The organism is Agrobacterium salinitolerans (genome assembly GCF_002008225.1).
In the GTDB taxonomy this organism is placed as follows: domain Bacteria; phylum Pseudomonadota; class Alphaproteobacteria; order Rhizobiales; family Rhizobiaceae; genus Agrobacterium; species Agrobacterium salinitolerans.
Genome location: NZ_MRDH01000023.1, coordinates 102,795 through 115,597 on the forward strand (window position 1 = coordinate 102,795; position 12,803 = coordinate 115,597).

A 12,803-nucleotide genomic window follows, 5' to 3' on the forward strand; every position below is an offset into this window, starting at 1 on the left:
ACGCTGTTTTCAGGCCGTCCTGTGACGGCCGGAACCGAGAAGATCGCTGAGCACGCCGCGCGTGCCGACGAGGATGGAGAGGGCGTAAATGACGCCCGCGGACAGGATGATCGCCGGGCCTGATGGCAGCGATGCGTGATAGGAAAGGAGCAGGCCCGCAAAGCAGGACACCATGCCGATGCCGATGGAAATGAAGCACATTGGTGCGACACGGTTGGACCAGAAGCGGCTGGCGGCGGCGGGCAGCATCATCAGCCCGACCGAGAGCAGCGTTCCCAGCGCCTGAAAGCCGCCGACGAGATTGAGCACAACGATGGCAAGGAAGAGGAAATGCACCGGGCTGCCCCAGTTGCTGACCGAGCGCAGAAACAGGGGATCGAGGCATTCCGCCAGCAGCGCCCGCCAGAAGGTGATCATCACCACCAACGTTACGATGCAGATGCTGCCGATCAGGCCGAGCGCCTCATTGTTCAGCGCCAGCACCGTGCCGAACAGCACATGCATGAGATCGACGCTGGAACCGCGCCATGAGACGAGCAGCACGCCGAGCGCAAGCGAGATGAGATAAAGGGCGGCAAGGGAAGCGTCTTCCTTCTGGATGGTGAAGCGTGACACCGCGCCGGCGCCGAGCGCGACCAGAAGGCCGACAGCCAGCCCGCCGATGGTCATGGGCAGGATTTCCAGCCCGTAGAACAGAAACCCGACTGCCGCCCCCGGCAGGATGGCATGAGACATGGCGTCGCCCGTCAGGCTCATGCGGCGCAGCATCAGAAACACCCCGACCGGGCCGCAGCTGATGGCAAGGATCAGCGCACCGGCGAGCGCCCGCTGCATGAAGACATATTGGACGAAGGGTTGGATGAAGATATCAGCCATGGGCATTCGAATTCGCGCGTGAGTGGTCATGGGAATGGGAATGGGAATGGGAATGGGCGGCGGCAGCGTGCGAACTTGCCCCGACGATCTGCAGCGAAGGTGCTTCGGCCGGATCGCACCAGGGCGCATTTTCTTCCCACGCCTCGTGAAAATGCCGCGCCTGCCGGATGTTCTCGGACTTCAACACCTCGGCCGTAGGACCCAGCCCGACGAGCTTTCGGGCGAGGAACAGGGTCTCTGGAAAATGCTGCCGCACGAGCTGGAAGTCATGAAGGACCGCCAGCACCGTGCGCCCCTCAGCCACCCATGACTTGATCAGGACCATAAGGTCGGCAACAGTCTTCTCATCGACGGCATTGAAGGGTTCGTCGAGCAGGATCAGCTGCGCATCCTGCAACATCGCGCGCGCAAACAAGGCACGCTGCATCTGGCCACCGGACAGTGAGTCTATATTTCGCTTTTCAAAACCGGAAAGCCCGACCGCCTCCATCACGCGGCCCATCGCTGCCCGGTCTTCGGGACGGTGGCGGCCAAGCAGGCCGCGTTGCGGCCAGAGACCAAGCGCCACCAGATCCCGCACCTGCGCCGGAAAGGAGCGGTCGAGTTCCGATTGCTGCGGCAGATAAGCGACGGACAGATTTGGGCTTAACCGGCATTCCCCGCCGAGCGGTTTCAAAATGCCGGCAATGCCTTTCATCAGCGTCGATTTTCCAGAGCCATTGGCGCCGACCACCGCAGTGAGCGAGCCTTTGGCGATATCGCCATTCAGATGATGCACGGCCGCGCGGCCGGCATATCCAAGCGTCAGGTTTTTGAAGGTGAGGCACGGATCGCTCATCGATCCCTCCAAGGCAGGATGTCATTCGATGGCCCTTGATATGTAATGTTATTACATTCGTCAAACGAATACGTAATGAAATAACATTAACTATCGGAAAGATGCGTTGCGCTTCGCATAAGTCACAGCCCCCGCATAGCGGGACACTTTTTTTCTGTCGCCCGTTGACAGGCGGACGATTTGTAATGTTATTACGTTACATCACAGAGACGGGGTAGCACCGAACCCGTCGTTTTCAGATCGTCCGCGTGGTCGCCATGAGGTGCACGCGAGCGTTGCCAAAGAACGAGGTCCTTATGTCGCACAAACTTCCCGTCACCGTGCTTTCCGGCTTTCTGGGCGCTGGCAAGACGACGCTCCTCAACCATATTCTCGCCAATCGCGATGGTCTGCGTGTGGCGTTGATCGTCAATGACATGAGCGAGATCAATATCGACGCCGCGCTGGTGCGCGATGGCGGCGCCAATCTCTCCCGCACGGAGGAGCAATTGGTGGAAATGACCAATGGCTGCATCTGTTGCACGCTGCGCGACGACCTCCTGAAGGAGGTGCGGGCGCTGGCCGAACAGGGTCGTTTCGATTACCTGCTGATCGAATCCACCGGCATCGCCGAGCCGCTTCCGGTCGCTGCGACCTTCGATTTTCGCGACGAAAACGGCCGCAGCCTTTCCGATGTTGCGCGTCTCGACACCATGGTGACGGTGGTGGATGCCGCCAATCTTCTCAACGATTACGGTTCGTCCGATTTTCTGGCCGACCGGGGTGAAACGGCAGGCGATGGCGACAACCGCACCATCGTCGATCTCCTGGTGGAGCAGATCGAATTTGCCGATGTCGTCGTCCTCAACAAGATCGGCACCGCGACGCCAGAGGAACGGGACGCCGCCCACAAGATCATCGTCGGGCTGAACCCGGATGCAAAACTCATCGAGGCCGATTTCGGCAAGGTGGCGTTGAAGGAGGTTCTGGGCACCGGCCGTTTCGATTTCGCCAGGGCGGAAGAACACCCCCTATGGTTCAAGGAATTGCACGGCTTCAAGGACCACATTCCCGAAACCGAGGAATATGGCATCCGCTCCTTTGTTTACCGCGCCAAAAAACCCTTCGACCCTGTGCTGTTCCAACGCTTCATCGACCGCGCCTGGCCAGGCGTGGTGCGCGCCAAGGGCTTCTTCTGGCTGGCGACGCGTCCGCGTTATGTCGGCGAGATCAGCCAGGCCGGCGCGTTGGTGCGTACCGGCAAGATGGGCCTGTGGTGGTCCGCCGTGCCGAAAGAGCAATGGCCGCGCGAGAAGCAGTTCCTCGATATGATGAAGCCCTATCTCGATCCGGTCTTCGGTGACCGCCGGCAGGAAATCGTCTTCATCGGCTCCGATCCGATGAACGAGGCGCGCATCCGCGCGCAGCTCGACGCCTGCCTGATCGATACCGAGGCATTCACACCGGATGCATGGCGGCACCTGCCCGATCCTTTCGCAAGCTGGGACCGGCAGGCGGCTTGATCGTTCCTCGCCCTTATTTTAGCCGGGCGTGTGCGCCTTTCGTCTTCTCCCCGCCGGGGAGAAGAAACAGGCCGCCCCGTTTCTTGCGAAACACTACAGAAAATTCAGCGTCACCAGCGCCAGAACGAGATAACGCCCAACCTTGGCGACGGTGACCAGCAGCAGAAACACTGGCAGCGGTTCCTTCATGATCCCGGCGGCAACCGTCAGCGGATCGCCGATCAGCGGCGCCCAGCTGAGCAGCAGGGACCATTTGCCATAGTGCCGATACCAGTTCTGGGCGCGCTCCAGCGCCGCCTCACCGACCGGAAACCAGCGTTCACGCCGAAAGCGCTCGATGCCGCGGCCGAGCAGCCAGTTCGCAAAGGAGCCGGCGACATTGCCGGCGCTGGCCACGACGACCAGCAGCCAGACGGGCTGTGATTTCAGAAGGATGAGGCCGGCCAATGCGGCCTCCGACTGCATGGGTAGAATGGTCGCTGCTATGAACGCCGTCAGGAACAAACCCGCATATACCGCCAGATCGGCCATTGCCCGCCCTTCATCCTCCACGAATCCCGTCGCTGCCCCTGACGTGGCGGATGAGGGCGGCGGCGGTCAAGCGCATCTTGAGCCTGAAAACGGGTTCTCAAGCCGAATTCGCGGCGATGGCGCGCACGATATCGTCATGATCCACGGCGAGAAGCGCCTTGTGGATGGATAGTTGCCGGCTTGTGCCGGAAGCCGACAGGATGACGATCACCGTTTCGCGCGGCGGGCAATCCGGCAGGGCGCAGGAAAGCTCGGTGACTGTAATAATGTCTTCGGGGTGGAGATGCAGCAAATCGCGGGACCATTGCTTCACAAGACGGGCCTGCGAGACGATTGCGGAGCCGCTGCGCGCAAGCGGATTGTTCATACCCTGCCCTTTCGCCCCGCCTGCGCGGCCAATGTCTCGAAGAGAGCGCGGATCGGCTGCTGCGGCATATCCATGCCGATCAGCACGATGCGCGTGCCACGATTGCCATCCGGCCAGCGCTCCAGGCGGGTCAATGGATAAAGCCGATGCTGTACCGCATGGGCGATAACCGGTCGCTCCGGATCATCCGTCGCGCCGAAAATTCCCTTGAGTCGCAGCAGGCCGGAATGCACATTGCTGGTGACGAGCTCCAGAAAAGTGACAATCGCTTGCGGATCAAAAGCGCCGTCAAAGGTAAGATCGAAAGCCTCGACCCCGACGCCATGGCGGTTGATATCGTGCTGGTGGGCGGCATGAAGGCTCAGCCTGTCTGCCGCAAGCCATCCCGGCGCATCCTCCGGCTTGCCGCGCAGCGAATAATCCGAGGTTGCAAACAACGACATCAGATCGAAATCGACCGCATTGCGGTCATGAAACGAGGCCGCAGGATTGAGATCGGCGAGGCTTTCGCGGTCCACGGCTGCAGCATCGACAAGATCGGTTTTCGTCAGGACGATATGATCGGCAAAGGCAAGCTGTTTCCAGCCTTCGATAAAGCTGTCGAGCATCGCCGGGCCGGAGACAACGTCGAAAGCCGTGACCACGCCGGAAAGATGAAAATGCCGCGCCACGATGTGATCGCGCAGGCCAAGCGCCGGCGTTCCGCCAGCGATCAGGCTGTTGATGATAGGTGCGGGATCGGCAAGGCCGGTGGTTTCGATGACGACCCGCGATACTTCCGGCATCACCCCTTCCAGAAAGGCCTGATGCAGCTCGTAAAGCGAAGTGCGAATATCGCTGGTGGCGGTGCAGCAGATGCAGCCCGTTGTCGTTCTGAAATATCGCTCAGACCCCGTCCGCACCAGACCGTGATCAATGGGAACTGCGCCGAATTCATTGACGATGACCGCGGCGTCGCGCATGGCCGGCTCAGTCAGAAGCGCATTCAGCAACGTCGTCTTGCCTGCGCCCAGAAAACCCGTCAGCAGGGTAACCGGCACTGTGCGGGCAGGTGGCGCGACGGCCGAATCGTCCCTGGGATCGACCGCATTCTTCCGCTTCATTCCGAACATATCCGCACCTTCACCATCCAAAAATTCGCCGCACCATAGTACGTAATGTAATAACATATCAATTGCGATTATTTGATTTCTGGCGCGCGCTAAACCAGCGCCAGCGCGTCGCCAACGGGCAGGCGCATGAAAAAACCACGGAACGAAGAAAATGGAATAATAAAACCGTTTCCTTCACTTTCGTTTTAATCGTTCCACGTTCTCTTGCATTTTCATTAGAGTTCGCTTTTAATCAGATCGCTAATGCAGAAAAGATCGCCCGCAGCCGGATCACGGAGGAACGACTGCAATAAGGGGCTGTATCTTTTACTGTTTTCATAACGGGAGGAATCGCCTTGAAAAAACTCAGCTACCGCCTTGCTGCGGCATCCGCGCTTTCGTTTTTTGTCACATCGAATGCTTTCGCTGCGACGGAGATTCAGTGGTGGCACGCCATGACCGGCGCGAATAACGAGGTCGTGGATACGCTTGCGAAAGAATTCAACGACAGCCAGAAAGAATACAAGATCACACCGGTCTTCAAGGGTACTTACCCGGAGACGCTGAATGCCGGGATTGCGGCGTTCCGCGCCAAGCAGCCGCCGGCGATCATTCAGGTCTTCGATGCCGGTTCGGGCGTGATGATGGGGGCCGCCGGCGCCATCAAGCCCGTTGCGGACGTCCTGAAGGAAGGGGGATACACCTTCAACAAGGATGAATATCTGGCCGGCATCGTGGCCTATTATTCCAAGCCCGACGGCACCATGCTGTCCTTCCCCTACAATTCGTCCTCGCCGATCCTCTATTACAACAAGGATATCTTCCAGAAAGCCGGCCTCGACGCCGACAACCCGCCGAAGACGTGGCCGGAAGTTTTCGAAGCCGCCAAGAAGATCAAGACCAGCGGCGCCGCCCAATGCGGTTTCACCTCCACCTGGCTCACCTGGATCCAGACCGAGAACTTCGCCGCCTGGAACAACGTCTCCTATGGCAGCAATGAAAACGGTCTTGGTGGCACGGATGTGAAACTTGCGGTCAATGCGCCGCTCTTCGTCGAGCATTTCCAGGCGATTGCAGACCTCGCGAAGGACGGCACTTTCCGTTATGGCGGCCGCACTTCAGAAGCCAAGCAGCTGTTCATGTCCGGCGAATGCGGCATCCTGACCGAATCCTCCGGCGGCCTTGGCGATATCGTCAAGACCGGCATGAATTACGGCATCGGCCAGCTTCCTTATTATGAGGGCCATGGTCCGCAGAACACCATTCCCGGTGGCGCCAGCCTCTGGGTCTTCGGCGGCAAAAGCGACGCCGAATATAAGGGCGTGGCCGAGTTCTTCCACTTCCTCTCCCAGACCAAGATTCAGGCGCGCCTGCATCAGGTCTCCGGTTACATGCCGGTGACGATCGCGGCCTATGAGGAAACCAAGAAATCCGGATTTTATGACAAGAACCCCGCCCGTGAAACGCCGCTGCTGCAGATGATGGGCAAGCCGCCGACAGAAAACTCCAAGGGCGTGCGTCTCGTGAACCTGCCACAGGTGCGCGATATCATGAATGAAGAGTTCGAGGCGATGCTGGCCGGCAAGCAGGACGCGAAAGCCGCCCTCGACAAGATCGTGGAGCGCGGTGACGCCGCCATCAAGCAGGCCGCCGGCAACTAAACGATCCCCTGCCCCGCCCGCATCCTCGACAGGGTGCGGGCGGCATTCCCATCTCATCAGGAGATCGCCGTGCAAAGCGTCGTATTCCCCAACAAAATCCTGCCCTATCTGCTGGTCGCGCCGCAGATCATCCTCACGGTGATTTTTTTCTTCTGGCCGGCAAGCCAGGCGCTTTACCAATCGACCATGCGCGAGGATGCCTTCGGGCTGAACAGCAATTTCGTCGGTCTGGCGAATTTTTCCGCTGTGCTTTCAGACGAAAGCTATCTGAACTCGCTGCAGGTCACGATCATCTTCAGCATCCTGACCGCGCTCGTCTCCATGGGGCTGGCGCTGCTTCTGGCGACGGCTGCCGACCGCGTTGTGCGCGGCAAGGGCTTTTACCGCACCATGATGATCATGCCCTATGCCGTCGCCCCTGCGGTTGCCGGCATGTTGTGGCTCTTCATGTTCAACCCGGCCATGGGCACCTTCTCCTATATCCTGCGCCGTAACGGCATCATGTGGGACCCGCTGCTCAACGGCGACCAGGCCATGCTGCTCGTCGTCGCGGCTGCCGCCTGGAAGCAGATCAGTTACAATTTCCTGTTTTTTGTCGCAGGCTTGCAGGCAATTCCTAAATCACTGCTGGAAGCCGCCTCCATTGACGGCGCGCGCGGTTCGCGGCGCTTCTGGACCATCGTTTTCCCGCTGCTAGCACCAACCACCTTCTTCCTTCTGGTCGTCAACACGGTCTACGCCTTCTTCGATACCTTTGGCATCATCCATGCCGTCACCGGTGGCGGCCCTGCCAAGGCGACGGAAACACTGGTCTACAAAGTCTATAATGATGGCTTCGTGAACCTCAATCTCGGCTCTTCCGCCGCGCAATCCGTGATCCTGATGGTGATCGTCATAGCGCTCACCGCCTTCCAGTTCCGCTTCGTCGAGAAGCGCGTGCATTACGGCTGAGGATTTCCCATGATTGAAAATCGCCCGGTCGCCCGTGTGGTCGCCCATCTGATGCTGGTACTCGGCATCATCATCGTGGCCTTCCCGATCTATTACACCTTCGTCGCCTCCTCCATGACGTCGACGGATATCATCCGCCCGCCCATGTCTCTCCTGCCCGGTGACCATCTTGGCGCCAATTACGCCGAGGCCATGGTTGGCGGTGTCGAAAGAGTGGTCGGTGTGAGCCTCGAACGGCTGTTGTTCAACAGCTTCGTCGTGGCGCTCGCCATCGCCATCGGCAAGATCGTCATTTCGTTCCTGTCGGCCTTCGCCATCGTGTTTTTCCGCTTTCCCTTCCGCATGGGCTTTTTCTGGATGATCTTCATCACGCTGATGCTGCCGGTGGAAGTGCGTATCCTGCCGACCTACAAGGTCATCGTCGATCTTGGGCTGATCGACACCTATGCGGGACTGACGCTGCCATTAATGGCGTCCGCGACGGCGACCTTCCTGTTCCGGCAGTTCTTCCTGACCATTCCCGGTGAACTGGTCGAGGCGGCGCGCATCGACAATGCCGGCCCGTTCCGCTTCATGCGGGATATCCTGCTGCCGCTGTCGAGAACCAATATCGCCGCTCTGTTCGTGATCCTGTTCATCTATGGCTGGACCCAATATCTCTGGCCGCTGCTCGTCACCAACGACGCCAAGATGAACACGATCATCATCGGCCTCAAGCGCATGGTGGATTTTACCGACGCTTCGACGCCCTGGAATTATGTGATGGTGACGGCGATCCTCGCCATCATCCCCCCGATTATCGTTGTGGTGCTGATGCAGCGCTGGTTCGTCAAAGGTTTGGTGGAGACCGAAAAGTAATGGCAAAAATTGCGCTGAAAGACGTCCGCAAGGTTTATGGCGGCAATGTCGAGGCCATCAAGGGCGTGTCGATGGACATCGCCGACGGCGAAATGATCGTCCTGGTCGGCCCCTCCGGCTGTGGAAAATCTACCCTGCTGCGCATGATCGCCGGTCTGGAAGGTATTTCCGGCGGCCAGATCGTCATCGGCGAACGGGTCGTCAACGATCTCGAGCCCTCCGACCGCGATATCGCCATGGTGTTCCAGAATTATGCGCTTTATCCGCATATGACGGTGCGCCAAAACCTTGCCTATGGCCTGAAGAACCGCAATACGCCGAAGGAGGAGATCGAACGGCGAATTACCGAGGCGGCAAAGGCGCTGGAGATCGAACAGTTCCTGGAGCGCAAACCGCGCCAGCTTTCCGGCGGCCAGCGCCAGCGTGTGGCCATGGGCCGCGCCATCGTGCGCAAGCCGGCGGCCTTCCTGTTCGACGAGCCGCTCTCCAACCTCGATGCCAAGCTGCGTGTGCAGATGCGCGTGGAAATCCGCCGCCTGCAACGTTCGCTCGCCACGACAAGCGTTTATGTCACCCATGACCAGATGGAGGCGATGACGCTGGCCGACCGGCTGGTGGTGCTGAATGCCGGCCGTATCGAGCAGATGGGCACGCCGATTGAGCTTTACGAAAAACCGGCCACCACCTTCGTCGCCACCTTTATCGGCTCGCCTTCCATGAACCTGCTGAACCATGACGCGACATCGGCAAACGGCTCTTCCGGCTGGTCGGTGCAGGGAACCCCGGCACTGCCGCAGGGCGTCGCCACGCTCGGCATCCGCCCCGAAGATATTACTCTCGCCGATGAAGCCCCCGCAGATGCCGCCTTCACCGGAACCGTGCAGGTGGACGCCGTGGAGCTGGTGGGCGCGGAAAGCTACGTGCACGGCTCCTTCGCTGACGGCACCACCATCGTTTTCCGCGTTCACGGCCGCTCGCAACTGCGCATCGGCGAAACGCTGAAGATAGCCGCACAGGCAAAGGATTTTCACCTGTTCGATGCGGCGGGGAAGAGAATCTAAACTTGCCTACGAAAAGGGACACCCGCCAGTCGGCGGGTGCTCGCACTATCGCTAGAATCTCCGCCAGCTCCTTACCAGACGAGTTCCACCTGCGGCCGGCCATTGGAGGTTTTCTCCACGGTGCGGCCGGACGTATCGACATTGCAATGAACGCGCTGCCGGAAAGCGGAAAAGCTTTCGAAAGTCACCACATCCACGGGATCATCGAGATGCAGGGTCAGCCGGTAGCGTTCGGGATCGCCGCCGAGCGCCTGCACACCTAGAACGGAAGCCACGAAGGGTTGGCCGAGGTAAAAACCTTCCACCCTTGACCCCAGAAGATAGGGGTTGAAGGCGGGGCGGTTGCCGGCCGATGCGTGGAGGGTGTTCCAGTCGCGGAAGCCATATTGCGCGGCGATGAGTTCCAGCGCTTTCGAATGGGTGATTGCTTGCCCCTGATCCTCAAGGGCGGCGCGCAGGCGTTTTGCCTGTTCTTTCAGCCCCTCAAGCGCGGGAAGCGGTTTGGACACGTTCATAACGGTTCTCCAACATGCGCATGCCGACTATTCCGAAGGGGGTCCGCGTTGCCATCGACGACATGCAAAACATGGGATGACCGTTATTGAAGAAAGAGCTTCACCAAGGGCGTAAACACCTGCGGACGGCCGGGGCTCTTACGCCCGTGGCCGTCCCTATAGCTCAGAAAGCGTCGCCCGTCAAAGGCAGCGCGCAGCCGATCCCGTGATCAGAAGCGATAGGTGATACCCGCGCCGATCAGCCAGGGATCGAGCTTGGCCTTGCCGCTGATCGGCGTGCCACCCAGTTCGGCGGTCCAGTCGGTCTTGAGGAAGATTTTCTTCACGTCGAAGTTCACGCCCCAATGCTCGTCCAGCATATAATCGAAACCGACCTGTACGGCTGCACCAAGCTTGTTCTTGACGTCGAGATTGCTGAAACCGGGCTTTTCCGTCTGGTTATAGAACAGCGAATAGTTCACGCCCGCGCCGATATAGGGCTTGAAAGCGCCGAAATCGGTGAAGTGATATTGCAGCGTCAGCGTCGGCGGCAGCAGCCAGGTCTTGCCGACAGGCGTGCCGGCGAGCACGCCCTCGCCGTTGATCTTGGCATAGGTGGTGCCGAGGATGAGTTCGGCCGCAAAGTTTTCGGTGAAGAAATAGCTGATGTCGAGTTCCGGGATCACGGTGTCCGAATAGGACAGGCCCGCGCCCGGCACGCCATCGACGCTGCCGCTGTCATGGGTGATGACGCCGAGGCCGCGCACGCGCAGCATCCACGGGCTTGCCGCCGCAATCGCCTCTTCGGCGGTGGGGGTCGGCGCTGCCTGGGCCAGATCGGCGGCCATGGCATTGGCGGATACCAGCATGGCCGCAACACCAGCCGCGACACTGGCAAACAAGGCGGTTTTTTTGTTTCTGTTCGTCATTCCATCTCTCCTATAGCGCACTGCAGCCGGGCAAGTCCCCGGAACCGGCTGATGACGGTGGGCTTTAGCGAATCTTCGCCCGCCGCAACCGCTTCGGAACCACTATGACGAAGGGGAAGGCAGGCCGATTGAGATGGATCAAACCGGGACGCCGATCATGGATCGGAACGATCAACCGGCAAACATTGTGACAATTACGCAACAAGCGCCGTCCAGCGATCGAAAAGCGGATGCACAACGCGCCCGGCAGATACCGGAAAAATACAAAAAAGGCCTGCATTTGCAGGCCTCCTTCCAGTGCATCATCTCTATCACGCGGCCTGGGGCGTAAGGGTTGTGGAGCCCGGCTTGCGCAGAAGCAGAACCGAGACGGCCGCGATCATGCACATCAGACCGGCAATCTGCAGTGCGGGCATATAGGTATCGAAATCGCTCTTGAAGAACCCGGCGCCAAAGGCGGCGGTGGCGGCTCCCAACTGATGGCCGGCAAACACCCAGCCGAAAACGAGACCGGCCTTTTCACGGCCGAAATTCTCGGCGGCAAGTTTCACCGTCGGCGGTACGGTCGCCACCCAATCCAGCCCATAAAAGACGGCGAAGACCGAAAGCTCCACGAAGCTGAACCCCGAGAATGAGAGATAAAGCAGGGACAGGCCACGCAGACCGTAGAACCAGAAAAGCAGGAAGCGATTGTCGAACCGGTCGGAAAGCCAGCCGGCGAAGATGGTGCCGAAGAAATCGAAAATACCGATTACCGCCAGCGTACCCGCCGCCGTCACCGCGGCCATGCCGAAATCGCCGCAGATCGAAATCCAGTGGGTCTGGATGAGACCGTTGGTCGAAAGCCCGCAGACAAAGAAAGTGCCGAAAAGCACCCAGAACACCGGGTTGCCCGATACGCTCTTCAAGGTCACCAGCGGCGATGCCAGTGTGGCGAGGAGATTGTGATCCTGCTTGACCGGTTTTGCCACCGCTGTCTCGCCATAGGCCGGCAGGCCGACATCGGCGGGATGGTCACGCATCAAAAGCAGCACGAGGACCATCGCGGTTGCGATCACCGCAACGGAAAGGGTCAAAGCGGTTCGCCAGCCGTAGGCTTCCGTCAACGCCGCCAGCAGCGGCAGGAAAACCAGCTGGCCGGTAGCGTTGCTCGCCGTCATGAGGCCGATCACCAGGCCGCGACGCTTGGAGAACCAGCGTGTCGCCACGGTAGCGCCCAATACCAGCGCGGTCATGCCGGTGCCGATGCCGATCACCACGCCCCAGAGCAGCAGCAATTGCCATACCTCAGTCATGAAGAAAGAGGCGACAATGCCGCCCATGATCAGGGCAAGCGCGGTGGACACCACCTGCCGGACGCCGAAATGATTCATGAAGGCGGCGGCAAAAGGCCCGAGCAGGCCAAAAAGCACCAGCCTGACGGCCATTGCGGAGGAAATATCGGCGATATCCCAGCCGAATTCCTGATGCAGCGGCTGGATCATCACCCCTGCGGACCCCATCGCACCGGCGGTGGCCAACATCGTCAGGAAGGTGGTTGCAGCAACGAGCCAGCCATAGTGCAGATTTCTGCCGGCCATCCAGCTGGCGAGGCGTGTGGAGAGCATGTTCAAATTCCCTTTCCAGCGGCCGCGGCCGATAGTT

14 protein-coding genes are annotated in these 12,803 nt (G+C 59.7%); 5 read left to right on the top strand and 9 right to left on the bottom strand.

Features of this window, described 5'->3' with window-relative positions; translation table 11 throughout:
- Nucleotides 1–9: 9 nt before the first annotated feature.
- Both aztB and aztA read right to left on the bottom strand, forming a co-directional pair.
- Entirely contained in the window at nt 10–876 is an 867-nt protein-coding gene (aztB, locus tag BS627_RS16340; RefSeq protein ID WP_077984362.1) for a zinc ABC transporter permease AztB, read from the bottom strand.
- Entirely contained in the window at nt 869–1,714 is an 846-nt protein-coding gene (aztA, locus tag BS627_RS16345; RefSeq protein ID WP_077984233.1) for a zinc ABC transporter ATP-binding protein AztA, read from the bottom strand. Before aztA ends, aztB begins: the two co-directional genes overlap by 8 nt.
- Before the next feature lie 296 nt (nt 1,715–2,010).
- On the opposite strand from aztA, the gene zigA reads away from it, so the two are divergent.
- On the top strand, nt 2,011–3,216 hold the full coding sequence (gene zigA / locus BS627_RS16350) for a zinc metallochaperone GTPase ZigA (protein WP_077984234.1): 1,206 nt from the start codon (nt 2,011–2,013) through the stop codon (nt 3,214–3,216).
- Between the two features lie 93 nt (nt 3,217–3,309).
- On the opposite strand, the gene BS627_RS16355 is transcribed toward zigA, so the two are convergent.
- The 3 genes from BS627_RS16355 to BS627_RS16365 all read right to left on the bottom strand — a co-directional run bounded on the left by BS627_RS16355 (nt 3,310) and on the right by BS627_RS16365 (nt 5,217).
- Nucleotides 3,310–3,747 (bottom strand): YqaA family protein, encoded by a 438-nt coding sequence (locus tag BS627_RS16355; RefSeq protein WP_077984235.1) that lies wholly within the window; start codon nt 3,745–3,747, stop codon nt 3,310–3,312.
- A gap of 97 nt (nt 3,748–3,844) precedes the next feature.
- Nucleotides 3,845–4,114 (bottom strand): hypothetical protein, encoded by a 270-nt coding sequence (locus BS627_RS16360; RefSeq protein ID WP_077984236.1) that lies wholly within the window; start codon nt 4,112–4,114, stop codon nt 3,845–3,847.
- Nucleotides 4,111–5,217, bottom strand: coding sequence for a CobW family GTP-binding protein (locus tag BS627_RS16365; RefSeq protein ID WP_476726633.1), 1,107 nt, complete (start codon nt 5,215–5,217; stop codon nt 4,111–4,113). Before BS627_RS16365 ends, BS627_RS16360 begins: the two co-directional genes overlap by 4 nt.
- A 338-nt stretch (nt 5,218–5,555) precedes the next feature.
- Between BS627_RS16365 and ugpB the strand changes: the two genes are divergently transcribed.
- The 4 genes from ugpB to BS627_RS16385 all read left to right on the top strand — a co-directional run bounded on the left by ugpB (nt 5,556) and on the right by BS627_RS16385 (nt 9,736).
- Nucleotides 5,556–6,866 carry a sn-glycerol-3-phosphate ABC transporter substrate-binding protein UgpB gene (ugpB, locus tag BS627_RS16370; protein ID WP_169538598.1) on the top strand — a complete coding sequence of 437 codons (1,311 nt, stop codon included), beginning with the start codon at nt 5,556–5,558 and terminating at the stop codon, nt 6,864–6,866.
- A 69-nt stretch (nt 6,867–6,935) separates the two neighbouring features.
- Nucleotides 6,936–7,817 carry a sn-glycerol-3-phosphate ABC transporter permease UgpA gene (ugpA, locus tag BS627_RS16375; RefSeq protein WP_077984238.1) on the top strand — a complete coding sequence of 294 codons (882 nt, stop codon included), beginning with the start codon at nt 6,936–6,938 and terminating at the stop codon, nt 7,815–7,817.
- Nucleotides 7,818–7,826: 9 nt separating this feature from the next.
- Nucleotides 7,827–8,675, top strand: coding sequence for a sn-glycerol-3-phosphate ABC transporter permease UgpE (gene ugpE / locus BS627_RS16380; RefSeq protein WP_077984239.1), 849 nt, complete (start codon nt 7,827–7,829; stop codon nt 8,673–8,675).
- Nucleotides 8,675–9,736 (top strand): sn-glycerol-3-phosphate import ATP-binding protein UgpC, encoded by a 1,062-nt coding sequence (locus BS627_RS16385; protein WP_077984240.1) that lies wholly within the window; start codon nt 8,675–8,677, stop codon nt 9,734–9,736. Before ugpE ends, BS627_RS16385 begins: the two co-directional genes overlap by 1 nt.
- Before the next feature lie 71 nt (nt 9,737–9,807).
- Here the strand turns inward: BS627_RS16385 and BS627_RS16390 are convergent, their stop codons facing one another.
- The 4 genes from BS627_RS16390 to BS627_RS16405 all read right to left on the bottom strand — a co-directional run bounded on the left by BS627_RS16390 (nt 9,808) and on the right by BS627_RS16405 (nt 12,766).
- The gene (locus tag BS627_RS16390; protein ID WP_077984241.1) at nt 9,808–10,251 is read right to left on the bottom strand and encodes a glyoxalase superfamily protein; all 444 of its coding nucleotides are present in this window, start codon (nt 10,249–10,251) and stop codon (nt 9,808–9,810) included.
- A 209-nt stretch (nt 10,252–10,460) separates the two neighbouring features.
- On the bottom strand, nt 10,461–11,159 hold the full coding sequence (locus tag BS627_RS16395; RefSeq protein ID WP_077984242.1) for an OmpW/AlkL family protein: 699 nt from the start codon (nt 11,157–11,159) through the stop codon (nt 10,461–10,463).
- Nucleotides 11,160–11,223: 64 nt separating this feature from the next.
- Nucleotides 11,224–11,439 (bottom strand): hypothetical protein, encoded by a 216-nt coding sequence (locus tag BS627_RS24360; protein WP_131829426.1) that lies wholly within the window; start codon nt 11,437–11,439, stop codon nt 11,224–11,226.
- Nucleotides 11,440–11,470: 31 nt separating this feature from the next.
- On the bottom strand, nt 11,471–12,766 hold the full coding sequence (locus tag BS627_RS16405) for an MFS transporter (protein ID WP_077984244.1): 1,296 nt from the start codon (nt 12,764–12,766) through the stop codon (nt 11,471–11,473).
- Nucleotides 12,767–12,803 lie beyond the last annotated feature (37 nt).

Coding starts and splice junctions, on each gene's coding strand:
- BS627_RS16405 (WP_077984244.1), bottom strand. CDS start 12,766: ATGCTCTCCACACGCCTCGCCAGCTGGATGGCCGGCAGAAATCTGCAC.
- BS627_RS16355 (WP_077984235.1), bottom strand. CDS start 3,747: ATGGCCGATCTGGCGGTATATGCGGGTTTGTTCCTGACGGCGTTCATA.
- BS627_RS16365 (WP_476726633.1), bottom strand. CDS start 5,217: ATGAAGCGGAAGAATGCGGTCGATCCCAGGGACGATTCGGCCGTCGCG.
- BS627_RS16385 (WP_077984240.1), top strand. CDS start 8,675: ATGGCAAAAATTGCGCTGAAAGACGTCCGCAAGGTTTATGGCGGCAAT.
- zigA (WP_077984234.1), top strand. CDS start 2,011: ATGTCGCACAAACTTCCCGTCACCGTGCTTTCCGGCTTTCTGGGCGCT.
- BS627_RS16390 (WP_077984241.1), bottom strand. CDS start 10,251: ATGAACGTGTCCAAACCGCTTCCCGCGCTTGAGGGGCTGAAAGAACAG.
- BS627_RS16360 (WP_077984236.1), bottom strand. CDS start 4,114: ATGAACAATCCGCTTGCGCGCAGCGGCTCCGCAATCGTCTCGCAGGCC.
- BS627_RS24360 (WP_131829426.1), bottom strand. CDS start 11,439: ATGCAGGCCTTTTTTGTATTTTTCCGGTATCTGCCGGGCGCGTTGTGC.
- aztA (WP_077984233.1), bottom strand. CDS start 1,714: ATGAGCGATCCGTGCCTCACCTTCAAAAACCTGACGCTTGGATATGCC.
- aztB (WP_077984362.1), bottom strand. CDS start 876: ATGGCTGATATCTTCATCCAACCCTTCGTCCAATATGTCTTCATGCAG.
- ugpE (WP_077984239.1), top strand. CDS start 7,827: ATGATTGAAAATCGCCCGGTCGCCCGTGTGGTCGCCCATCTGATGCTG.
- BS627_RS16395 (WP_077984242.1), bottom strand. CDS start 11,159: ATGACGAACAGAAACAAAAAAACCGCCTTGTTTGCCAGTGTCGCGGCT.